Source organism: Aliiroseovarius sp. F47248L, assembly GCF_023016085.1.
In the GTDB taxonomy this organism is placed as follows: Bacteria; Pseudomonadota; Alphaproteobacteria; order Rhodobacterales; family Rhodobacteraceae; genus Aliiroseovarius.
The window spans coordinates 2,663,106-2,686,400 of the sequence record NZ_JALKBF010000001.1; the positions used below are offsets into that span (position 1 = coordinate 2,663,106).

Consider the following 23,295-nt stretch of genomic DNA (forward strand, 5'->3'; position numbering starts at 1 on the left):
AAGCCGCATCAAATTTTGCGCTTTTCAATCCCGTCTGCGCGGCGATACTGCGCGCATGGACAAGACGCTTTTTATCTTCGGGTTCGGATACTCGGCACGCGCGCTGGCACGCCTGTTGGGCGACGAGTTCACCATCATCGGCACCTCGCGCGAGGCTGGCGACGGTGTGATCAAATGGCCGGGCACCAACATCACCGCACCCCTGTCGAAAACCACGCATCTGCTGATCTCGGCCGGACCGGATGCGGACGGGGACCCGGTTTTACGGCAGGTTAGAGACGATATCTCCCGCATCGCACCCCAGCTTCGATGGGTGGGCTATTTGTCCACCACGGGCGTTTACGGTGACCATCAAGGGGGATGGGTGGACGAAGAAACACCCCTTGCCCCGTCCACCAAACGCGGTCAACAACGGGTGGAAGCCGAAGCCGCTTGGCAAGCGCTTGCCACTGATGCCGGGCTGCCCCTTCACATCTTCCGGCTTGCAGGCATCTATGGCCCCGGTCGCGGGCCATTCGCCAAGGTGCGGCGCGGTACTGCGCGACGGATCATCAAAAAGAACCAGGTGTTCTCTCGCATCCATGTCGATGACATCGCGCAGGTTCTGGCGGCGTCTATCGCCCGTCCAGATCCCGGCCGCATTTACAACGTCTGTGACGACAACGCCGCCCCGCCCGAAGACGTGCTGGCCCACGCCGCCGACCTGCTGGGCCTGCCCCACCCGCCTGCCGAGGATTTCGACACCGCCGAGATGACCCCGATGGCGCGCAGCTTCTATGCCGAAAGCAAACGGGTGCGCAATGACCGGATCAAGGACGAGTTAGGGGTGAAACTGCTCTATCCGACCTATCAGGACGGGTTGGCGGCGCTGCTGAAAGCCGAGGGTTAGGCCCGCTTTTCGCCGATTTGCGCGATGCCCAGCACGTCCAGCACCTTCGCTTCGATATGCTTGGCGGACAGACCTGCCTCTTCATACATCCGCGCGGGCGAGGCGTGGTCGATGAAGGTATCCGGCAGAACCATCGACCGGAATTTCAGCCCTGCATCAAACACGCCCTCATCGGCCAAAAGCTGCGCAACATGGCTGCCGAAACCGCCGATCGCGCCTTCCTCGATGGTGATCAGTGCCTCGTGATCGGCGGCCAGTTTCAGGATCAGATCGCGGTCGAGCGGCTTGGCAAAGCGGGCGTCGGCAATCGTCGGGCTGATCCCGCGCGCGGTCAGGGCTTCGGCTGCTTTCTCGACCTCTGACAGGCGTGTGCCGAATGACAGGATCGCCACCCGCGACCCGTCGCGGATCATTCGACCCTTGCCGATCTCAAGCACCTCACCCCGCTCCGGCAATTCAACGCCGACCCCCTCGCCACGCGGATAACGGAAGGCGCACGGGCCGTCATAAATCGAATGGGCGGTGGCAACCATGTGCATCAACTCGGCCTCGTCGGCAGCGGCCATGACAACCATTCCGGGCAGGTTAGACATGAATGCAATGTCATATGCACCCGCATGGGTCGCACCATCGGCCCCAACCAGCCCAGCGCGGTCGATGGCGAAGCGCACCGGCAGGCGCTGCACGGCCACGTCATGAACAACCTGGTCATAGCCACGCTGCAAAAAGGTCGAATACATCGCGCAAAACGGCTTCATCCCACCCGCCGCCAGTGCAGCCGAGAACGTCACGCCGTGCTGTTCGGCAATGCCCACGTCGAAACACCGCGACGGATAGCGTTCGGCCATCAGGTTCAGCCCGGTGCCATCCGGCATCGCCGCCGTCACCGCGCAGACCTTGTCATCCCTGCCCGCCAGATCGACCAGCGCCTTGCCAAAGACTGAGGTATAGCTGGGCGCGTTGGACGGCGCCTTGTACTGTTTGCCACTTGCCACGTCAAACTTCGCAGTTGCGTGACCACGATCGCGCGCGGCTTCGGCGGGGCCGTAGCCCTTGCCCTTCTTGGTGATCACATGGATCAGCATCGGTCCGGTGGCGCGGTCATGGACGGTCCGCAGGATCGGAAGCAAGGTTTCCATGTCATGCCCGTCGATGGGGCCAACATAGGAAAAGCCCAACTCTTCGAACAAGGTGCCGCCGACGGTCATGGATTTGACCATCTCTTTCGCCCGGCGCGCGCCTTCCTGGAAGGGTTCCGGCAGCAGGCTGACTGCGCCCTTCGCAGCGGCTTTCAGCTCTTGAAACGGCTCACCCGCGTAAAGGCGGCTGAGGTAATTCGACATCGCCCCGACCGGGGGGGCAATCGACATCTCGTTGTCGTTCAGAATGACGAACAGACGGCGGCCAAGGTGGCCCGCGTTGTTCATCGCCTCGAACGCCATGCCGGCAGACATGGAGCCATCACCGATCACGGCCACCGCATCCCCGATGCCATGCTCAGGCGCGCCGCCCAAGTCGCGCGCCACCGCAAAGCCCAGCGCCGCCGAGATCGAGGTCGAGCTGTGCCCCGCCCCGAAGGGGTCAAACGGGCTTTCCGCGCGTTTGGTGAAGCCCGACAACCCACCTTCGCAACGCAAGGTGCGAATGCGGTCGCGGCGACCCGTCAAAATCTTGTGCGGATAACATTGGTGGCCCACGTCCCAGATGATCCGATCGCGTGGCGTATCAAAAACCGCATGTAGCGCGACGGTCAGCTCGACCACACCAAGCCCGGCACCCAAATGACCGCCAGTTTCCGACACGGCAGAAATCGTCTCGGCCCGCACCTCTTTCGCCAGCGCATACAGTTCGGAGTCAGTCAAAGATTTCATGTCGGCCGGAACCGTCACGCGATCAAGAATGGGTGTCGTGGGTATATCGGCCATCTGCGCCCCGCTGCCTATCTGTCGCGCTGGATAACGAAACGGGCGGCCTCCCGCAAGGTTTCGGCATCCTGACCATAGGGGGCCAACGCGTCACAGGCTTGATCGACAAGTTCGGCTGCGCGGGTTTTCGCCGCATTCAATCCCAGCAAGGATACAAAAGTCGCCTTGCCAGCATCGGCATCCTTGCCGACGGCTTTTCCCACGGCATTCGCATCACCTTCAACATCCAGAATGTCATCGGCGATCTGAAACGCTAAGCCCAAGGCCGTCGCATAGTCGCGCAATGGCTCGGGATCAGCCCCGCCCAACAGTGCACCCGCTTCGGCTGACCAACGGATCAACGCGCCTGTCTTTCCCGCTTGAAGCGTGATGATCTCATCCAAACCCAACGGCGTTGCCGCTGTTTCTGCGGCTATGTCCAGAGCCTGCCCATGCACCATGCCAACCTGGCCTGAAGCCTGCGCCAGCGCGGCAATCAGGGGCACCCGCGCCGCGCCGACAACGTCTTTGGTCAGCAACTCGAACGCGAGGGTCTGCAACGCATCCCCAACCAGCACTGCTGTCGCTTCGTCCCATTTCCGGTGCACGGAGGGCAAACCACGGCGCAGGTCGTCATCATCCATGCAGGGGAGGTCGTCATGGACAAGCGAATAGGCATGAACAGACTCTATTGCAGCAGCCGGCCAGACCGACCGCGCATCATCAACTCCGTGCAGCCGCGCGCTTTCCATCACCAGAAACCCACGCATCCCTTTGCCGCCTGACGTTGCATAGCGCATCGCATCGGCCAGCGCGCCGTCATCACAAATCGCACCATGCAGACAAGCCCGCGCCAGTCCGCTGGTTTCCGTCAGCCTTTGCTGAAACATTTACAGACCTTCGACCGGCGTCGCGCCCGTGGGCGTTCCGTTGGGGTCCAGCGTGATGGCGGCGACCTTTTCTTCAGCTTCCTTGAGCTTCTTCTCGCACCGCGCCTTCAACTCGGCCCCACGTTCATAGAGCTTGATCGAATCCTCCAGTGCAACGTCTCCACGTTCCAACTGACCGACAACGGCTTCAAGTGCGCCCATCGCCTCTTCGAAACTCATTTCGGCTACTGGTTTGTCGCTCATGCGCCTCGCTCCATCATCACGTTTACATAGGCCCCGACACTGTCGCCAAGGGCCTGAAGATCATAACCGCCCTCAAGCGACGATACCACCCGGCCATCGCAGCATTTATCGGCCAAATCACAAATCCGGTGGGCCAGCCACGCGAAGTCGTCGGTTTCCCATTGAAGCCCCGCCAAAGGGTCGCGGCGGTGGGCGTCGAAGCCTGCCGAAACAAGCACCAATTGCGGCTCATAAGGCTCTAACACAGCGGAAAATGCTTTCTCCCAGGCCTCTTGCATGACCTCGCCGCCGGTCGCCTCTTCCAAGGGCATGTTGATGATCTGCCCGAACGCGCCCTTCTGGTGCAACCCACCCGAACCGGGATAAAGCGGCATCTGGTGCGACGACACGAACCGCACCCGCGATTCATGCCACAACACGTCCTGCGTGCCGTTCCCGTGATGCACGTCGAAATCCAGAACGGCGATCCGGTCAAGCCCATGATGTTCCGCCGCATAGCGCGCTGCGATGGCCACGGTCGAAAACAGGCAAAAACCCATCGGGGTTGCCTTTTCGGCATGGTGGCCGGGCGGACGGCAGGCGACAAAGGCATTCTGTGCTTCACCGGTCAGAACAGTGTCTATTGCAGCCACACTCGCTCCGATTGCGCGCAAAGCAGCCTCCAACGAGCCGGGCGCCATGAAGGTGTCACCATCCAGTTGCGTCCAACCTTCGACCGGTGCCGCGTCATCGAGCTTTTCAAAATACCGCCGCGAATGCCCAAGGCGCACGTGATCCAAAGTGCCCATTGGGGCGGCGCGCCGATCAAGCGCGGTAAACTCGGGCGCGGACAGTGCGGATTCGATCGCGTCCAGCCGTGCAACCTGTTCGGGGTGACCCGGCGGTGTCACGTGCTCGTGGCAAACGGGATGAGTGTAAAGCAGAGTTGTCATGGCGCGACGCTAGGCCAATCTGATCCGATCAACAAGACGATGTGCGCCCAGCGACGATCAATCTGGTGCCAGCATATACCCCGCCCCACGCACCGTTTGCAGATAGCGGGGCTGCTTGGGGTCGGATTCCAACTTACGCCGCAATCGCGTGATCTGCACATCCACTGCCCGTTCTTGCGCTTGCCCCTGATCGCGCCCGAGTTGTTCAACCAGTGATGTCCGACTGACCGCATCACCGGGCGTCGCCGAGAAGATTCGCATCAACTGCGCCTCGGTCGCTGTCAGACGCACCAGATCTTCGCCGCACCAAAGCTCACCGCGTTCCGTGTCATAATGTTTGTCGCCCAGATTCAAAACCTTTGGCATCACTTCATCCGCCACGACGGGCATTCGACGCAGGATGGCGTTGATCCTGAGCAGCAGTTCTTTCGGCTCAAAAGGTTTCGCCAGATAATCATCGGCACCGGCTTCCAGCCCTTTGATCCGATCCTCAGTGTCGCCTTTGGCAGTTAGCAGCAGAATTGGTGTCGTAAGGCTCTCGCGCAGGGACCGGGTCAGGTTGATCCCATCCTCACCCGGCATCATGACATCCATAACGATCAGATCGAAATCCAGCCCTTCAAGCAAACGTCGTGCGTGGGCGGCGTCCCGCGCAGCGCTGACCCAAAACCCCTGTCGGATCAAATATTTCTGCAGCAGTCTGCGAATGCGTTCGTCGTCGTCGACGATCAACAGATGCGCTTCGGTCAAGTCACTCATCGCTGCTATCCTTGGCCCGGTTAAAATGATGTCGCAATTCAGGGTCCATCATTGCCTCCAACACGGTACGAAAGCCCTGCACCGCTTCCGGCCCTGCTTCGCGATACGCCTGCCGCATACGCTCGCGCTGTGCGGTGGACAATTCCTGCTCTAACGCAGCACCTCTTTCAGTGAGGAACAGATGTCGTTCACGTTTGTCACGCGTGCCCACACGGCTTTCGACCAACCCGTCATCAATCAAAGTGCGCAACACACGATTGAGCGATTGCTTGGTCACACCCAGAATAGACAACAGGTTGTTTACGGTGGTGCCCGGTGCGCGGCTGATAAAGTGAAGCGCCCGGTGATGCGCCCGCCCCAGTCGGTATTCGTCAAGAATACGGTCTGGGTCTGCGGTAAATCCGCGATAGGCGAAGAACATCGCCTCGATCCCTTTGCGCAGCTGTTCATCCGTCAGGAACAGCAGAGACTGTCCGCCCGGTGTCTGCGTATCCGCCATTGCCGGCCTCATCACAATTCATGTTACAGGGTCTAGTTTTATGTCAGTGTTGTTGACTTTCCAAGAATCAATTGTTAGCGAAATGCTGATTTTGCGTAATTTTATATCCGGACCGGACTTAATTTGCGCAACTTTCGCAAACAAGCCTGCGGGCGACGAACTGGAAAGGACTGGGATATGAGCGGATATGATGACCGTGACGGCAAAATCTGGATGGACGGCCAGTTGGTCGAATGGCGTGATGCGAACATCCACATCCTTAGCCACGCGCTGCATTATGCGTCGTCTGTCTTTGAGGGCGAACGCTTGTATGACGGCAAAATCTTCCTGTCGCGAAAACACTCCGAACGTTTGCTGAAATCAGGCGAGATGATGGATATGCCCATCCCCTATTCTGTCGATGAAATCGAAGCGGCAAAGCAGGCTGTTGTCGATGCCAATGGGCTGACCAACGCTTATGTGCGCGTTGTCGCATGGCGTGGAGCTGGCGAAGACATGGGTGTCTCGTCCGCGCGCAATCCGGTGCGCATGGCCGTGGCCGCCTGGGCTTGGGGCGATTATTACGGCGACGCCAAGATGCAGGGCGCCAAGCTCGACATCGCGAAGTGGAAACGCCCATCGCCTGAAACCATCCCGACTGCCGCGAAGGCCGCTGGTCTTTACATGATTTGCACCATGTCCAAACACGCTGCCGAGGCCAAAGGTTGCTCGGACGCGCTGTTCATGGATTATCGCGGCTATGTGGCCGAGGCGACCGGGGCCAACGTCTTTTTCGTGAAGGATGGCGAAGTTCATACGCCGCTGCCCGATGCGATCCTGAATGGCCTGACCCGTCAAACTGTGATCGGGATGCTGCAAGCCCGGGGCATCACCGTGCATGAACGCCACATCATGCCGGAAGAATTGGAAGGGTTTGAGCAATGCTGGCTAACCGGATCGGCCGCAGAAGTTACCCCCGTCGGGCAGATTGGCGAGCACAAATTCGAAGTCGGTGCCCTGACCCGCGAAATTTCAGAAGCTTATGAAAAGCTGGTCCGCAGCTAAGGCTTATTAACACTTCGTGAACCTGCCCACCCTATCCTGGCCATATCGCAGGATAGGGGCGGAGCATGTTTGCGCGACGCGGGGTTAGATTGCTGGCGGTGATCATCGGCGTGATCGCCTTACCCAGCGTGGCGGCGTTGGCGTGGTATCACCATACACAAGACCCAACCTTGCGACCGCTCGGCATCACCAAGGCCGCTTTAAACGAGCACGAAGAAACCACGTCTTCCGAAGTGGTCGCCCATCTTTATTGGAACACTCAGAAGGAGCCCGGTCGCAGCAAGGATTTCGCACAGTCTTTGGTGCGCGCCTTTGACGTGAAACAGGTCGAATTGCGTGTGGTCGTGACCGATAGCGCGGGGTCAGGCACGACGGTCCTGTTCGTTGTCGGCGCTTCGCGGATTGGTCCTTTCCCAAAGGACAGAGCTGTCAAAGGGGTGAATGCCGCAATTGCGGCCTTTCACATGCTGACCGACAAGGTGGAGGGCTCCCCACCAGACGGCTAGGCCCCGGACAGTTTCCCTACCGCCCACCGCGCGGCGTCTGCCACAACCGGATCGACACTGTTCACATGTTTCTGTGCATGGCTCACCAACGTTGGATCGCCAGAGTTCCCGATGGCATAAAGCACGTTTCGCAGGAACCTGGACAACCCGATGCGCTTGATCGGACTACCGGAAAAATGCGCCCGGAACCCGGCGTCATCGAACCCAGTCAGATCCGCCAGCTTGGGCGCAATCAGATCTGCACGCGCGGCATAGCGTATCTCGGATGCTTCAACCGCGAATTTGTTCCACGGACAGGCGGCAAGGCAATCGTCGCAGCCATAGATACGATTGCCCAGTTGCGAGCGCAGCGGTTCGTCCACCGGTCCTTTGTGCTCGATCGTCAGATAGGAAATGCAGCGCCGCGCATCCAGTTGAAACGGGGCGGGGAAAGCGTCAGTCGGGCAAACCTCCAGACAGGCAGTACACGTCCCACAGCTTTCGCGCGCCGGTGCGTCGGTCGGCAGATCAAGCGTCGTAAAGATCGCCCCCAGAAAGAACCAATTGCCCAGCTCGCGTGACAAAAGATTTGTGTGCTTACCCTGCCACCCCAGACCTGCCGCTGCGGCCAGGGGTTTTTCCATCACCGGCGCGGTATCGACGAAAACTTTAATCTCGCCGCCGAAGCTGTCGATCATCCAACGCCCGACTCGCTTTAGACGCTTTTTGACGATGTCGTGGTAGTCCCTGTTCTGCGCATAAACGCTGATCGCTGCTCGGTCGGGCATTCCTATCACGTTCATAGGGTCATGCGTTGGCGTATAGGGTTCGGCCAACATGATCACCGTGCGTGCCTCGGGCCACAACGCAGCAGGATTGCCGCGCCAGTGCATCCGTTCGCCCATCCACCCCATATCGCCATGCCGCCCTTCGGCAACATAGGTGCCCAAACGATCAGCAATCTGGGGAACACTGTCGGGGCGGCAGAACCCGGCCTGCGCAAAGCCCTCTTCCTGCGCCTTGTCGATAATCGCCTGCCGGATCTCGGCGGTCAAAAATCCAAATCCGCATAATGTGGCGGCTGCGGGAAACCGGGAATCTGGTCAGCCAAAATCGACCGGAAGGCCGGGCGCGACTTGATCTTGGCGTACCATTCGCGAACGTTTTCGTTCCGGTTCCAATCGACATCGCTGATGTAATCCAGCGACGACAGATGCGCCGCCGCTGCAAAGTCGGCCAACGTCATCGTGTTGCCTGCAAGCCAACGGCGCTGCTCGAGCAACCAACCCATGTAATCAAGGTGGAATTTGATCGCCTTGGCGCCCGCCTTGATGTTGCGACTTTCTGGATAGCCAGCGCCCATTACCTTCTTGTTGACCCGTTCATACAGAAGGTTCGATGTCACTTCGTTGTGGAATTTGTCGTCAAACCAACTGACCAAACGGCGCACCTCGTAACGGCCTTGCGGGTCGGCGGGTAGAAGCGCGGGGTCTGGGTGACGTTCTTCGATATATTCACATATCGGTGCGCTTTCAGTTAAAAGCTGACCATCCATCTTCAGGATCGGCACTTTACCCGCCGGGTTACGACGTAGAAAGTCCGAGCTTCGTTCCCAATACTTCTCCTCGACCAGTTCCACCTCGATCTTCTTTTCGGCCAGTGACAGGCGCACCTTGCGGCAGAACGGGGACAGGGGGACGTGGAATAGACGGTTCATGGTGTGTATCAGTGATCTTTCTTTTGTCCGTATTGCCGCGTTTGCGTCACGGGATCAATCCTCGAAACAGGATGCACGCCCATCCGCGCGGATCGTAGCCGCTCCATCGACAATGGATTGCGCCCGTTTGCGCACAAATGCTGATGGACGCGAAGCTGACCGTTCCTTGGGATTGGGCAGTAGGGCAGCCAGACGCGCTGCTTGCACGGCGCTCAGCTTATCCGGCCCAACACCAAAGTAATGGTGCGCAGCCGCCTCGACACCAAACACACCCTCGTCAAACTCGGCGATGTTCAAATAGACCTCGATGATCCGACGCTTGGTCCAAACCAGCTCGACAAAAGGTGTAATCGCCGCCTCAAGCGCTTTGCGTGGCCATGACCGCCCGTGCCAGAGGTACACATTCTTGACGACTTGCTGCGTCAGCGTCGATGCCCCGCGTGACCCGCCATCATCGATAGCGGCCCGGATGGCGCGCATATCGAACCCCCAGTGGCGGCAAAAATTTGCATCCTCGGCGGCTACGACCGATCGAGCCATCACCGGCGCGACCTCGTCCAGATCGACCCACTGGCGATCCGCCCAGCCCAGGCGCATCTTTTCACTGATAATATGTGGCGTCGTCGGTGGGTTGATGAAGGCATAGCCTACGATGCCTAGCGCAAAAAAACAAAGGACGGCCAGAACAACACGTTTGATCCACAGCCTAATCCACTCGATTGGATGAAGCTTTATGCGCTTTTTCTTTGGCGCCTTCTTTTTGCCCGCTGGCTTCTTTTTTGCTGCTCGTGCCACGTATCTTTCAGACCATGATGCGCCGACCCGGTCAAGATACGTGATAGAGGGCGGCGCGATATGAGAACGCCCGCCAGTGAGGCGGGCGTTTTTTTATGATTTGATGTTTACTGGGCTGGAATGGCGTCGGCTTCCATGCTCAACGGTGCCGGAAGCTTGTTCAGCATCTCGATCGGGCAGACCTGAATGAAATTGCCGATCTCAAGATCCCAGTGGCGCAGGATTTCCGTCGCCAACTGGCTACGGGTTTCTTCTGCGTGACGTTCGATCAGGGATTTCAGTTGCGCTTCCCAGTGGTCGACCGTGACCGGGTTGGTCACAAGGCTTTCCATGTTCATGTATTTCTGAGCAACGCCGTCCGGGTCATACAGATAGGCCATGCCACCCGTCATACCTGCACCGAAGTTGGACCCGATGGACCCTAGGATCACCGCGACACCGCCTGTCATGTATTCACACCCGTTCGACCCACAGCCTTCGATCACCACATGCGCGCCAGAGTTACGCACAGCGAACCGTTCGCCAGCGCGCCCGGCGGCGAACAGGAACCCGTCCGTTGCGCCGTACAGCACTGTGTTGCCTATGATCGTATTGTCTTTGGCCACAAGCGGGCTGGTCAGCGGCGGACGCACGATAACGGTGCCACCGGATAAGCCTTTGCCAACATAGTCGTTGGCATCTCCGGATACTTCGATTTTCAAACCCGGTGCCGCGAACGCACCCAGCGATTGACCGGCAGACCCTTGCAGCTTCACCGTCAAGTGGTCCGGTTGCAGGCTGTTGCGCATCCCGAACCGTTTCACGATGTGGCTGGAAATCCGCGTGCCGACCGTCCGATGCGTGTTCTGCACGGTATATGACAGCTGCATCTTCTCGCCATCTTCAAGGAAGCGATGGGCGTCGCGCACGATCTCGGCGTCCAGCGTATCAGGCACCGCGTTGCGGTCGCGGTTGCGGTTATAGACAATCTTGTCCGCCCCATCGACGACCAGCAGAAGCGGGTTCAGGTCCAGATCATCCAGATGCGCCGATCCACGGCTGACCTGACTCAGCAGGTCCGCGCGCCCGATGACCTCATCCAGCGACCGTGCGCCGATCGAGGCAAGGATTTCCCGCACTTCCTGCGCATAGAAGGTGATCAGGTTGACGACCTTATCCGCGCTGCCGGTGAATTTCTTCCGCAGGTCGTCGTCCTGCGTACAGACACCAACGGGACAGGTGTTCGACTGGCATTGACGCACCATGATGCAGCCCATGGCGATCAGGGCGGCGGTACCGATGCCGTATTCCTCAGCCCCCATCATCGCGGCCATGACAATGTCACGTCCTGTGCGCAGACCGCCATCTGTGCGCAATGTCACGCGGTCACGCAGGTTGTTCATCGCCAGCACTTGGTGTGCTTCGGTCAGACCCATTTCCCACGGCAGACCCGCGAACTTGATCGACGTCGAAGGTGACGCGCCCGTGCCGCCATTGTGACCCGAAATCAGAATGACATCAGCCTTTGCCTTCGCCACACCGGCGGCAATCGTGCCCACACCCGAGGCGGCCACCAACTTCACCGTTACCTTGCAGCGCGGATTGATCTGTTTGAGGTCATAGATCAGCTGCGCCAAATCCTCGATCGAATAAATGTCGTGGTGCGGCGGCGGTGAAATCAGTGTCACCCCCTTGGTCGAATGGCGCAGCTTGGCGATCAGGTCCGTAACCTTCATGCCGGGCAACTGGCCACCCTCGCCGGGTTTGGCACCTTGGGCGACCTTGATCTCAAGCTCTTCACAGTTCAGCAGGTATTCAGCTGTCACACCAAACCGGCCGGAAGCCACCTGTTTGATCTTGGCCGAGGCGTTGTCACCATTGGGCTCGGGCGTGAAATCATCCGGGCTTTCGCCACCTTCGCCGCTATCTGACTTTGCTCCGATACGGTTCATGGCAATCGACAGGGTGCGGTGTGCCTCGGGGCTCAGCGCGCCAAGCGACATGCCCGGCGTCACGAACCGCTTGCGGATTGCGTTGATGCTTTCGACCTCTTCAATCGGCACTTCCTTGCCCAAGGGTTTGATGTCCAGCAAATCGCGTAGATGGATCGGTGGGTTTGCCCGCATCCGCGCCGAATACTGCTTCCACGTCTGGAACGAGGCACGGTCGCACGCCGACTGCAACAGATGCATGGTTTGCGCTTCCCAAGCATGCGTTTCACCCGACCGGCGCGCCTTGTAAAACCCGCCCACCGGCAGAACCTGCTTGCCACCGCCAAATCCTGCGGCATGCACCTCTTCCAGCTTCTTCTGGATACCGTTCACACCGATGCCGGAAATCCGCGAGGTCATGCCGGGGAAGAACTCGGCCACCATTGCACGGCTCAGGCCCACGGCCTCGAAGTTCAGTCCACCACGGTAAGACGAAATGACAGAAATCCCCATCTTCGCCATAATCTTCAGCAAGCCCTGATCAATGGCTTCACGATACCGGCGCACAGCTTCCGTCAACGAGCAATCCAGCAAGCCGCGCCCAATTCGATCAGCCAGGCTGTCTTCGGCCAGATAGGCGTTTACCGTGGTCGCACCACAGCCTACCAGAACCGCGAAGTAATGCGGATCAAGACATTCCGCAGACCGCACATTGATCGAACAGAAGGTCCGCAGACCCTTCTTCACCAGCCAGCTATGAATGGCCGAGGTTGCAAGGATCATCGGCATCGCGATGCGATCTTCGTTCTGCCCCTGATCGGTCAGAACAATATGTCCGGCACCCGAACGCACCGCATCTTCGGCCTTGGCACGAATGTCGTCCAACGCAACACGTAACGCGCCGTCGCCACCCTTGGCTGGGAAGGTGCAATCAATCTCGGCCATCTGGGCGTTGAACGCATCGGTCAGTTTCTTGAACTGCTCGTTTGCGACGAATGGGCTTTCCAGAACGATGATTTCAGTCTGAGTGCCACTTTCATCCAAAACGTTTTTCAGGTTGCCGAACCGGGTCTTCAACGACATCACGCGGAATTCGCGCAAGCTGTCGATGGGCGGGTTCGTCACCTGGCTGAAGTTTTGGCGGAAGAAATGGCTGAGCGGGCGGTACTTCGTCGACAGGACGGCAGACGGCGTGTCGTCACCCATCGACGCAAGGGCTTCTTTGCCATCCTCGGCCATTGGCGCAAGAATCTGTTCCAGCTCTTCCAACGTATACCCGGCGGCCAATTGACGGCGGCGCAGATCGTCGTCGGAATAGATTGGCATTTCATCAACCCCGGTAAACTCTTCATCCAGATCATTAATTTTGCCGACCCATTCACCAAACGGAAGCGAAGCAGACAGACGATCCTTGATCTCGGTGTCATGATACAACTTGCCTTCGACCGTATCGACGGCCAGAAGCTGCCCCGGACCCAACGCGCCTTTTTCCACGACACCAGCTTCGTCAATCGGCACCATTCCGGCTTCGGACCCGGCAATCACCAGCCCGTCACCCGTCACGACATAACGCATCGGGCGCAACCCGTTGCGGTCAAGCCCGGCGCAGACCCAGCGGCCATCGGTCATGGCAAGGGCGGCAGGGCCGTCCCATGGCTCCATCACCGAGTTGCAATAGGAATACATGTCCTTCCACGCTTCGGGCAGTTCAACCGCCTGCTTTGACCAGCTTTCCGGCACCAGCATGGTTTTCGCCATAGGGGCCGAGCGGCCCGCACGCACCAAAACCTCGAACACCGCGTCCAATGCGGCCGAGTCTGACGACCCTCCCGGCACGATCGGCTTGATGTCTTCAGCCAAATCACCAAAGGCGCTGGACGCCATGCGGATCTCGTGGCTTTTCATCCAGTTCAGGTTGCCCTTGAGCGTATTGATCTCGCCGTTATGGGCCAGCATGCGGAAAGGCTGTGCCAACCACCACTGCGGGAACGTGTTCGTCGAATAACGCTGGTGATAGATCGCGAAGGTCGAGATGAACCGCTCGTCCATCAGGTCAGGATAGAAAACGGCAACCTGTTCGGCCAGCATCATACCCTTATAAATGATCGACCGGCACGACAGCGACGCGATGTATAGCCCATAGATCTGAGAGGACGCGGCAGCTTTCTCGATCCGACGGCGGATCACGTAGAGTTCGCGCTCGAACGTGACTTCATCAACGCCTTTCGAGTTCGAAATCATGATCTGTTCAATCTCGGGCCGCGTCGCGTTGGCCTTTTCACCCAGACATGTAATGTCCACGGGAACATGGCGCCAGCCATAGATGTGATAGCCCATGCGCAGAATTTCGGATTCCACGATGGTCCGGCACGCTTCCTGTGCGCCAAAATCCGTGCGCGGCAGAAACACCTGACCGACCGCGATCAACTGGTCTTCATGCGGCTCGTGTCCTGTGCGGCGAATCTGGTCGTAAAAGAACGGCACCGGGATCTGGATGTGAATGCCTGCCCCGTCACCGGTTTTGCCGTCAGCATCGACAGCGCCCCTGTGCCAGATGGCCTTCAGCGCGGCGATCCCAGCTTCGACCACATCGCGCGACGCTTTGCCTTCGACCGAGACAACCAAACCCACACCGCACGAGCTGTGCTCATCTTCTTCGCGATAAAGGCTGTTCTCGCTCATAAACTTGCGTTTGGCTTCCTCGTGGCGGGCCCAATCGGCATCATACTTTGTCATCTCGGTTCTCCTCTCGGACGGGCGGGGGTGCTTTGACCCGGCTGGCCCGAAAAATTCGTTATTCGGCAGCAAGCGCTTGGGATGCGTTCAGCGTGGCAAGAATATTTGCCCCGGCTTCGCGCCCGTCGCGAATGGCCCAAACCACCAGCGAGGCACCTCGCACGATGTCGCCCACGGCCCAAACGCCCTCCAGCTCGGTCTGATGTGTCTCGAACGCGGCCTTTACGGTGCCCCAGCGGGTGACTGTCAGATCCTGCTCACCCCACAAGGCCGGCAGGTCTTCAGGTTCAAAACCCAGCGCTTTGATCACCAGATCGGCGTCCTCGGTGTATTCCGATCCCTCGATCACCTCGGGGCTGCGACGACCGGTTACGTCAGGTGCGCCAAGGCGCATTTTCTGCACGATCACGCCAGAGACGGGATCGCCAGAGAACCCTTTCGGGGCCGACAGCCAGACGAATTCCACGCCTTCTTCTTCGGCATTCTGCGTTTCGCGCTGTGATCCTGGCATGTTCGCGCGGTCACGACGATACAAGCATTTCACCGACTTCGCACCCTGCCGAACAGCGGTGCGCACGCAGTCCATCGCGGTGTCACCACCGCCGATCACCACGACATTCTTGCCTTCGGCATTCAGCTCTCCGCTGTCGAAGGCGGGAACAGCATCGCCAAAGCTTAGCTTGTTCGAGCAGGTCAGATAGTCCAGCGCCGGTACGATACCCTTGGCGCCAGCCCCCGGCCCAGACAGATCGCGGCCCTTGTATACGCCGGTTGCCAGCAACACAGCGTCATGGATCGCGCGAATGTCCTGAAAGCTAATGTCCTTTCCGACATTGCAGTTCAGAACAAACTCGACGCCCGCATCTTCCAAAAGCTTCACGCGGCGCAAAACCACATCTTTTTCAAGTTTGAATCCGGGAATACCATAGGTCATCAACCCGCCTGCTCGGTCATGACGATCATAGACGGTTACGTTCACGCCTGCGCGCACCAGAACATCCGCCGCGGCCAGACCGCCCGGACCTGCGCCGATGATCGCAACGCTTTCATCGCGCTTGGTGACGGGTGTGATCGGCTCAACCCAACCGTTGTCCCATGCTGTGTCGGTAATATACTTCTCGACCGCGCCAATGGTGACGGTGCCATGACCGGATTGTTCAATCACGCAATTGCCTTCGCACAGACGGTCCTGCGGACAGATGCGGCCACAGATCTCTGGAAATGTGTTCGTCGACTGGCTCAGCTCGTAGGCTTCCTTAAGCCGACCTTCTGCCGTCATTCGCAGCCAATCGGGAATGTTGTTGTGCAGCGGACAATGGGTCTGGCAATACGGCACACCGCACTGACTGCACCGGCTGGCTTGCTCGGCAGCTTTCTGGGAAGCAAACTCAGCATAGATTTCGTGGAAGTCTTCTTTGCGTGCGTCCGCCGCTCGCTTTTCGGGCATATCCCGTCCGACAGTCACAAATTTCAACATAGGCTGCTTGGCCATCCTGGCTCTCCGTCAATTTGGCTCGGTCCTGCGCTTTTAATGAAGACCCAGACTCATTAAAAGACAGCATTGCTGACCTATATACCATTCTCAAGAAGATTTTTCCGCAATTCTGCAAAATACACCCTATTTTTACGTCAGTATTATTTACCTTTTATCCCCCTTCCTTTTCTAGATGGCTTGTTTAGCTTGCGCGACAACATATTTCATAAGGCTCCTGCATGACCCTCGCCCATTTGTTTCTTGTCGCCGTGATACAGGGAATCACCGAATTTCTGCCGGTTTCCTCGTCTGGGCACCTTGCCCTTATCCCGCACCTCACCAGCCTGCCAGATCAAGGACAAACCATTGATGTCGCTGTGCATGTGGGCACGTTGGGAGCGGTGGTTCTGTTCTTCTGGCAAGATGTGCGGATGGGGCTGGCAGGCGTACCGCGGATGCTGACGGGGCGCATTGATACGCCCGGTGCACGGTTGGCGTTTTTGCTGGCCATCGCAACGATCCCGGCCATTGTAATTGGACTAATCCTGAAGCTGACTGGCCTAAATGATGCCATGCGATCGGTCAAAGTCATTGCGTGGACGATGATCCTGTTTGGGCTAGTACTCTATTGGGTCGATCAGAAAGGCGCGTCTGAAAAGAACGCCGATGATTGGACGCTGCGGGACGCGGTTATCATGGGGCTTTGGCAAGCGTTGGCGTTGATTCCCGGAACGTCGCGGTCTGGCGCCACCATCTCGGGTGCGCGCGCACTGGGATATGCGCGCCATGACGCCGCAAAACTGTCGATGTTGATGTCGATCCCGACGATCTTTGCATCCGGTGTTCTGTTGGGGTCCGAGGTGGTCGCTACAGCAAACATGCAGGTCGCCAAGGACGGAGCCATCGCGGCGGTGCTGGCGTTTGCCTCGGCGCTTCTGGCGCTGAGCTTGATGATGCGCCTGCTCAGATCCGTCAGCTTCACGCCCTATGTAGTTTATCGTATCGCGCTTGGAGCCGTGTTGCTGTTCATCGCTTATCAATGAAAAAGGCGCGGTAAATGCCGCGCCTTCTTGATCTTGTGTAGGTTACGATCAGCCGTCTGTGCGAAGGTTCTTCGCCGAATTCTGGATCTCTGCATACTGCCCACTATGGCGGAACCGCCAGAGGTAGTCGGGAATAATAGCCTCCATTGCGATCGGGGTGATGCCTAGCTCGGCAAACCCCTTGGCGTCGTCGGCAACCACATTGTCATGTGCCAGCGACCGCACCTGATCACGGGTCAGGGGTGACTTGATCAAGCCACCAGAAATCCACTGGATGAAGTCAAAAACAGCCGCTTGCAGCTTGGCAACGCCAAACGGAAGATTGATGACAGCGCGGCGGCGCTGAACCTGTTCCAGCATCTCGCCAATCAACTCACGCAGGGTCGCCACATCCGGGCCGCCCAATTCGTAAATGCCCGGCTCGACCTGACCCAACACGGCCTTTTCGGCAGCGGCGGCAACATCATCAACAAACACGGGCTGGAACTTTGTCTCGCCGCCAGTGATGGGCAGGATCGGACCGAACCGCGTCATGCCGGCAAACCGATTGAAGAATTCATCCTCTTGCCCAAAAATGACCGAGGGGCGCAGGATCACCGCGCCGGGGAATGCATCTTGCACGCCCGCCTCGCCTTGCGCTTTCGTTTGCGCATATTCGCTGTCGCTGCTTGCGTCCGCTCCGATCGCGGACAATTGCACCAAGCGCGAAACGCCTTGCTCTGCCGCGATCCGCGCCACACGCTCTGCGCCCTCGTGATGCACTGCGTCAAAGTTGTTTTTTCCGATTGAGTTCAGCACACCCACGCAGTTGACCACCGCATCCGCACCCATCATCGCGTCCCGCACAGAAGCGTCATCGCGGATGTTGCACAGAATCGGTTCAACCTGCCCGACCGCGCCATAGGGTTTGACGAACAGGGCTTCGTTTGGCCGACGCACGGCAACGCGCACGCGCCACCCCTGTTTGGCCATGCGGCGCGCAATATAGCGCCCAACAAAGCCCGAACCGCCATAGATGGTGACAAGCTTGGACATGGTAGCTCTCCTTGAAAACCTTGACGATTGCATAGCTTTCCAAGACGCCCAGAGCAAGGCGCAAACCGAATCCGCGAAATCCCCGCGATTCCGGTTGACAGTATCGGCGACGCACTTTACATCGCGGCTTCACCAACCGTGCCCAGATGGCGGAATTGGTAGACGCGCTAGCTTCAGGTGCTAGTGTCCGTATGGACGTGGAGGTTCGAGTCCTCTTCTGGGCACCATTTCTCATGATCATTCTTGTGATACTCGGTGCCTTGGATGGCGATCGACTATTTCGTCGTCCAAGCAGTGTAGCGGTCTACCAGTTCGTGCTCACAGATTTTGAAAAGAAACCAGCACGACAGCGAAAGTAATCCCCAGACCACCAGTTCAAGCCATTGCCAGAACACACCGTGCAGAATCGCCTCACGACCAAATTTGCGAAGGAATTCAACGCTGGCCATCGACTGCGAGAACAGGTTTATCGACACGAAGGCAAAGACCGTAACCGTGCCGCCTGCAAGCAAAAAGACAAGAAACCAAGGCCATCGGTTAATTTTCAGGATCGTCATCATCAGGTCTCCGGTGCGGAAATGAAATGTCATTAGGGCTTTGAATCTGAATTGAAGCACAGTCGGCCCGGTATTGCATCACACCCGCAAATGGTTCCAAAACGATTTCCCACCACAAGTATTCTGCCGTCCGGCGATATGAGATACCTTCTTTCTTTGCAACATCGCTGATAAAAACCTTCACGAACGAGCGCGCTTTGCAAAATTCGTGAAGCAATTCCCTGACAAGGTCGCCCGCGATAACGGTGCAAACGGAAAGGCAGAGGCTATGTCCAAGGATCTCTTCAAACTGTTCGAGGCGATGAGCAAAACGGACGGTTCTGCCTTTGCAGACTGGGCCAACACCATGCTCAGATACCAAAATGACATGGCAAAACTGTGGATGGGCACGGCGCTGCATGGCGAAGCGGCCGTTGCAGAAACGCGCGATCGGCGATTTGGCGGAGAGGCGTGGAACGAAGGGATATTCCCGATCCTGCGCCATTCATACGAGCTGACTTCCAAGGCGATGGTGGACATGGCCGACAAGGCAGGACTACCCGATCACGAGCAAGAGAAGTTAAGCTTCTACGCTCGCATTGCCGCCGACAACTTGGCACCGTCCAACTTCCTTCTGACCAATCCCGAAGCCCAGAAGTTGGCAAAAGAAACCGGGGGACAAAGCCTGTTTGATGGGTATCAAAACCTGCTGACAGACCTTGAGAAGGGCTATATCTCGACCACCGACGAAGAGGCGTTCGAGGTTGGTAAGAACCTTGCGACGACACCGGGTGCGGTGATTTACCGCAACGAGTTGATCGAGTTGATCCAATACGAACCGAAGACCGCCAAAACACGCAAAGCACCGATCCTGATCGTACCGCCCTGCGTCAACAAGTTCTATATCTTTGATCTGAACGAAAAGAAGTCGATGATCCGCTATCTGCTGGAACAAGGGCAGAGCGTTTACACCATCGCTTGGCGCAATCCGGGGCCAGAGATGGGAGATCACAGCTGGGACGATTACATCGCAGACGGTATTTTCGAGGCGGTAAAGGTCACTTCTTCTGTCAGCAAGTCCAAGTCAATTGACATTCTGGGCTGGTGCAACGGCGGCACAATGTTGACCGCAGCCCTTGCCGTGATGCCCAAGGCGATTAAATCCAAACTCGGCACCGCGACGTTCCTATCATCACTGATCGATTTTTCCGACCCCGGCCAAATCAAGGTGTTCATCGACGAACCACAGGTCGAAATCTACAACCAACGCCTGAAGGCTGAAAAAGTTGCTCCGGGCCGCGATATCGCCAACGCGATGGCAATGCTGCATGTCAACGAATCCATCTGGAACTTCGTGGTGTCGAACTACCTGATGGGCAAATCCCCTGCGCCGTTTGACGTGCTGTATTGGAACGCCGACACCTCGAACCTGCCTGCGAAATGGTACAGCTACTTCGTTGAAGAAATGTATATGGCGAACAAGCTGAAAGACCCCGGTGCGCTAACCCTGTGTGGCACCCCGGTCGATACGGGCAACATCGACTTGCCCTGTTATTTCCTTGCTGCCGATGGTGACCATATCGTGCCCTGGAAAACATCCTACACCGCGACCAAACTGGTCTCGGGCCCGACCGAGTTCGTGTTGACCACTGGCGGCCACGTATCCGGCACCGTGATAAACCATCCCGCCAAAAGCCGTCGGCAATTCTGGGCCGGTGGTAAAACGACGGGCAATGCCGAGAACTGGCAGGAAAGCGCAAAACAAACCGATGGCAGCTGGTGGCCGCACTGGCTTGAGTGGCTGGACGCGCAAAACCCGGCAGAACGGGGTGCCAAACCCAAGACGCTTGGCAATAAGACTTATGCCCCGATGGACCCCGCCCCGGGCACCTATGTGCTTGAGGGTGCGTGACGCATGAAAGACTTAAACGCCACCAACACGCATCCTGACATCACATTCAGCACCGTCACCGTTGACGATACCTCGGTCCGCTACCTTCAGCGCGACGGTGCAACCGATACGCCGCCCCTTTTGATCTTCAACGGGCTGGGACAATCGCTGGAAGTGCTTTTGCCGCTGATCGACGAGTTGAAAGACCGCACCATTGTGGCCTTCGACATGCCCGGCATCGGGCGCACCCCGATGCTTGAGGATATCGCGACAGTCGCGGACTACGCCGAATTTACCCTGCGCCTGCTGGACAAGCTGAAAATCGAAAATGTCGACGTGCTGGGCATTTCCTGGGGTGGTGCGGTCGCCCAGCATCTGGCGCGTGACGCATCCAGCCGCGTGGGCAAGCTGGTACTGGCCATCACATCAGCGGGCGGGATCGGCAGTTGGTGGGGCACCCCGATTGCCCTGTCTGAAATCATGTTCCCGATGCGCTACATCAGCAAAACCTACGGCAACTTCATCGGACCGCTGATGTATGGCGGTGAAGCAATTTTTGCGCCAGACGATTTCCGCGAATACTCAAAACACGCCATTGCGCCCAGCCCGGAAGGGTACTTCACCCAAGTGCGTGCCATGTGCAACTGGACCAGCTTACCGTGGTTGCGTCAGCTGCCGCAAAAGGCCCTGATCATCGCGGGTAAGTATGATGGTCTGATCCCGATCACCAATCAGATCCTACTGGCCAACATGATGCAAAACGCCCGGCTTGAGGTTTATCCTGCAGGCCACTTGCTGATGTACACCCAGCGCAAGGATGTGGGCGTGACCATCGGAGCATTTCTGGACGGCTGAAACAAAAAACCTCCCCGCCTTTGAACAAGGCAGAGAGGGTGTTTTTGCTCAGAGACTGTTGTCTCCTAGAAGAAACCCAACTTGTTGGGGTTGTAGCTCATCAGGATGTTCTTGGTCTGCTGATAATGACCCAGCATCATCTTGTGATTTTCGCGCCCGATACCCGACTGCTTGTAGCCTCCAAACGCCGCATGTGCCGGATAGGCGTGATAGTTATTCACCCAGACACGACCCGCCTCGATGGCACGGCCAAAGCGATAGCAACGGTTGGCATCGCGCGACCAGACACCGGCACCAAGGCCATACATGGTGTCATTAGCGATCGCCAAGGCCTCCTCTTCATCCTTAAACGTGGTCACGGACACGACCGGGCCAAAGATTTCCTCCTGGAAGACGCGCATCTTGTTGTGACCCTTCAGGATCGTCGGCTGGATGTAGTTGCCACCGGCAAGTTCACCATTGAACCGGGCCGCATCGCCACCGGTCAGCACTTCTGCGCCTTCTTCGCGGCCGATGGTCAGGTAAGACAAGATCTTTTCCTGTTGCTCGGTCGAGGCTTGCGCGCCAACCATGGTTTCCGGATTGCGCGGATCGCCATGCTTGATCGCCTCGACACGCTTGATGCAGCGGGCGATGAACTCGTCATAAATGTCTTCCTGAATCAGCGCACGTGACGGGCAGGTGCAAACCTCGCCTTGGTTGAAGGCAAACAGCACGAAGCCTTCGACCGCCTTGTCAAGAAACGCGTCATCTTGGGCCATAATGTCCGAGAAGAAGATGTTGGGGGACTTGCCGCCCAATTCCAATGTCACGGGAATCAGGTTGACCGTCGCGGCCTCCATGATCTTACGACCAGTTGCCGTCGAGCCAGTGAAGGCAATCTTGGCGATCCGGTTGCTGCGGGCCAGCGCGTCGCCGACCTCGGCACCGAAGCCATTGACGATGTTCAGAACACCAGCTGGCAGAAACTCGTTCATGATCTCGGCAAGGATCATGATCGCCGCCGGGGTCTGTTCGGCAGGTTTCAGCACGATGCAATTGCCCGCCGCCAAAGCTGGTGCGAGTTTCCAAGCTGCCATCAGGATCGAGAAGTTCCACGGAATGATCTGGCCGACAACGCCCAGCGGTTCGTGGAAGTGATAGGCGACGGTGTCCGCGTCAATTTCGGACATATTGCCTTCCTGGCTGCGCAGGACACCTGCGAAATAGCGGAAGTGGTCCACCGCCAGCGGAATATCAGCCGCCATCGTTTCACGGATTGGCTTGCCGTTGTCCCATGTCTCAGCCTGCGCCAGACGTTCCAGATTGGCTTCGATCGCGTCGGCCATTTTCAAGATCAGGGTCGACCGCTCGGCAGCCGAAGTCGCACCCCACGCCCCCTTGGCAGCATGTGCGGCGTCTAGTGCCAGTTCAACGTCGGCAGCATCAGAGCGCGCACATTCGCAAATCTTTTCGCCCGTGATCGGGGTCACGTTGTCGAAATATCGCCCGTTAACCGGCGGCGTGAACTTCCCGTTGATAAAGTTGTCATAGCGGTCAGCAAAAGGCGACACATAGGTGCCCGCCTCGGTATGAGTCATGTCATTCATGATGGTCCTCCTTGATTCCCGAAACCTCCATCGGGCTACGTCATAATCTGACGGGTCAGAGGGCATGTG

The 23,295-nt window shown here is 58.0% G+C and carries 20 protein-coding genes and 1 tRNA gene; 7 read left to right on the forward strand and 14 right to left on the reverse strand.

The genetic code is table 11. The features are described from left to right. The first annotated feature begins 55 nt into the window (after window positions 1–55). Window positions 56–889: an SDR family oxidoreductase gene (locus tag MWU51_RS13175; RefSeq protein WP_247037789.1), complete on the forward strand. Its 834-nt coding sequence runs from the start codon at window positions 56–58 to the stop codon at window positions 887–889. Here MWU51_RS13175 and dxs read toward each other — a convergent pair. The 6 genes from dxs to MWU51_RS13205 are packed head-to-tail and all read right to left on the reverse strand — an operon-like array spanning window position 886 to window position 6,116. Beyond that, the gene (dxs, locus tag MWU51_RS13180) at window positions 886–2,814 is read right to left on the reverse strand and encodes a 1-deoxy-D-xylulose-5-phosphate synthase (protein WP_247037791.1); all 1,929 of its coding nucleotides are present in this window, start codon (window positions 2,812–2,814) and stop codon (window positions 886–888) included. The two genes, MWU51_RS13175 and dxs, sit on opposite strands and share 4 nt — an antisense overlap. Before the next feature lie 14 nt (window positions 2,815–2,828). Beyond that, window positions 2,829–3,683, reverse strand: coding sequence for a polyprenyl synthetase family protein (locus MWU51_RS13185; protein ID WP_247037793.1), 855 nt, complete (start codon window positions 3,681–3,683; stop codon window positions 2,829–2,831). Beyond that, complete coding sequence (locus tag MWU51_RS13190; protein WP_247037795.1) at window positions 3,684–3,926, reverse strand: exodeoxyribonuclease VII small subunit; 243 nt, start codon at window positions 3,924–3,926, stop codon at window positions 3,684–3,686. After that, on the reverse strand, window positions 3,923–4,858 hold the full coding sequence (locus MWU51_RS13195; protein WP_247037797.1) for a histone deacetylase family protein: 936 nt from the start codon (window positions 4,856–4,858) through the stop codon (window positions 3,923–3,925). Before MWU51_RS13195 ends, MWU51_RS13190 begins: the two co-directional genes overlap by 4 nt. Before the next feature lie 57 nt (window positions 4,859–4,915). Beyond that, window positions 4,916–5,617, reverse strand: coding sequence for a response regulator (locus tag MWU51_RS13200; protein ID WP_247037799.1), 702 nt, complete (start codon window positions 5,615–5,617; stop codon window positions 4,916–4,918). Beyond that, the gene (locus tag MWU51_RS13205; RefSeq protein ID WP_247037801.1) at window positions 5,610–6,116 is read right to left on the reverse strand and encodes a MarR family transcriptional regulator; all 507 of its coding nucleotides are present in this window, start codon (window positions 6,114–6,116) and stop codon (window positions 5,610–5,612) included. Before MWU51_RS13205 ends, MWU51_RS13200 begins: the two co-directional genes overlap by 8 nt. A 177-nt stretch (window positions 6,117–6,293) precedes the next feature. Here MWU51_RS13205 and MWU51_RS13210 point away from each other — a divergent pair, with 177 nt between their 5' ends. Continuing rightward, on the forward strand, window positions 6,294–7,160 hold the full coding sequence (locus MWU51_RS13210) for a branched-chain amino acid aminotransferase (RefSeq protein ID WP_247037802.1): 867 nt from the start codon (window positions 6,294–6,296) through the stop codon (window positions 7,158–7,160). A gap of 65 nt (window positions 7,161–7,225) precedes the next feature. Further along, on the forward strand, window positions 7,226–7,666 hold the full coding sequence (locus tag MWU51_RS13215; RefSeq protein ID WP_247037804.1) for a hypothetical protein: 441 nt from the start codon (window positions 7,226–7,228) through the stop codon (window positions 7,664–7,666). Here MWU51_RS13215 and queG read toward each other — a convergent pair. The 5 genes from queG to MWU51_RS13240 all read right to left on the reverse strand — a co-directional run bounded on the left by queG (window position 7,663) and on the right by MWU51_RS13240 (window position 16,295). Continuing rightward, complete coding sequence (queG, locus tag MWU51_RS13220; RefSeq protein WP_247037806.1) at window positions 7,663–8,700, reverse strand: tRNA epoxyqueuosine(34) reductase QueG; 1,038 nt, start codon at window positions 8,698–8,700, stop codon at window positions 7,663–7,665. The genes MWU51_RS13215 and queG overlap by 4 nt on opposite strands. Next, window positions 8,697–9,362, reverse strand: a complete 666-nt coding sequence (locus tag MWU51_RS13225) for a glutathione S-transferase family protein (protein WP_247037808.1) — start codon at window positions 9,360–9,362, stop codon at window positions 8,697–8,699. Before MWU51_RS13225 ends, queG begins: the two co-directional genes overlap by 4 nt. A gap of 54 nt (window positions 9,363–9,416) precedes the next feature. Beyond that, window positions 9,417–10,157 (reverse strand): monofunctional biosynthetic peptidoglycan transglycosylase, encoded by a 741-nt coding sequence (gene mtgA / locus MWU51_RS13230; RefSeq protein ID WP_247037810.1) that lies wholly within the window; start codon window positions 10,155–10,157, stop codon window positions 9,417–9,419. Between the two features lie 107 nt (window positions 10,158–10,264). Then, a complete protein-coding gene (gene gltB, locus MWU51_RS13235) occupies window positions 10,265–14,803 on the reverse strand; it encodes a glutamate synthase large subunit (protein WP_247037812.1) in 4,539 nt (1,512 codons plus the stop codon). A gap of 58 nt (window positions 14,804–14,861) precedes the next feature. Beyond that, complete coding sequence (locus tag MWU51_RS13240) at window positions 14,862–16,295, reverse strand: NAD(P)-dependent oxidoreductase (protein ID WP_247037814.1); 1,434 nt, start codon at window positions 16,293–16,295, stop codon at window positions 14,862–14,864. Window positions 16,296–16,516: 221 nt separating this feature from the next. Between MWU51_RS13240 and MWU51_RS13245 the strand changes: the two genes are divergently transcribed. Next, window positions 16,517–17,320, forward strand: coding sequence for an undecaprenyl-diphosphate phosphatase (locus MWU51_RS13245; RefSeq protein WP_247037816.1), 804 nt, complete (start codon window positions 16,517–16,519; stop codon window positions 17,318–17,320). Between the two features lie 48 nt (window positions 17,321–17,368). On the opposite strand, the gene MWU51_RS13250 is transcribed toward MWU51_RS13245, so the two are convergent. Continuing rightward, window positions 17,369–18,355, reverse strand: a complete 987-nt coding sequence (locus MWU51_RS13250) for a complex I NDUFA9 subunit family protein (protein ID WP_247037818.1) — start codon at window positions 18,353–18,355, stop codon at window positions 17,369–17,371. A gap of 140 nt (window positions 18,356–18,495) precedes the next feature. Here MWU51_RS13250 and MWU51_RS13255 point away from each other — a divergent pair. Further along, window positions 18,496–18,582: transfer RNA gene (locus MWU51_RS13255), tRNA-Leu, on the forward strand. A 48-nt stretch (window positions 18,583–18,630) separates the two neighbouring features. On the opposite strand, the gene MWU51_RS13260 is transcribed toward MWU51_RS13255, so the two are convergent. Beyond that, window positions 18,631–18,915, reverse strand: a complete 285-nt coding sequence (locus MWU51_RS13260; RefSeq protein WP_247037820.1) for a hypothetical protein — start codon at window positions 18,913–18,915, stop codon at window positions 18,631–18,633. Window positions 18,916–19,180: 265 nt separating this feature from the next. On the opposite strand from MWU51_RS13260, the gene MWU51_RS13265 reads away from it, so the two are divergent. Then, window positions 19,181–20,803, forward strand: a complete 1,623-nt coding sequence (locus tag MWU51_RS13265; protein WP_247037823.1) for an alpha/beta fold hydrolase — start codon at window positions 19,181–19,183, stop codon at window positions 20,801–20,803. A 3-nt stretch (window positions 20,804–20,806) separates the two neighbouring features. Continuing rightward, entirely contained in the window at window positions 20,807–21,637 is an 831-nt protein-coding gene (locus tag MWU51_RS13270) for an alpha/beta hydrolase (RefSeq protein ID WP_247037825.1), read from the forward strand. Between the two features lie 65 nt (window positions 21,638–21,702). On the opposite strand, the gene MWU51_RS13275 is transcribed toward MWU51_RS13270, so the two are convergent. Next, the gene (locus MWU51_RS13275; protein WP_247037827.1) at window positions 21,703–23,226 is read right to left on the reverse strand and encodes an aldehyde dehydrogenase family protein; all 1,524 of its coding nucleotides are present in this window, start codon (window positions 23,224–23,226) and stop codon (window positions 21,703–21,705) included. Window positions 23,227–23,295 lie beyond the last annotated feature (69 nt).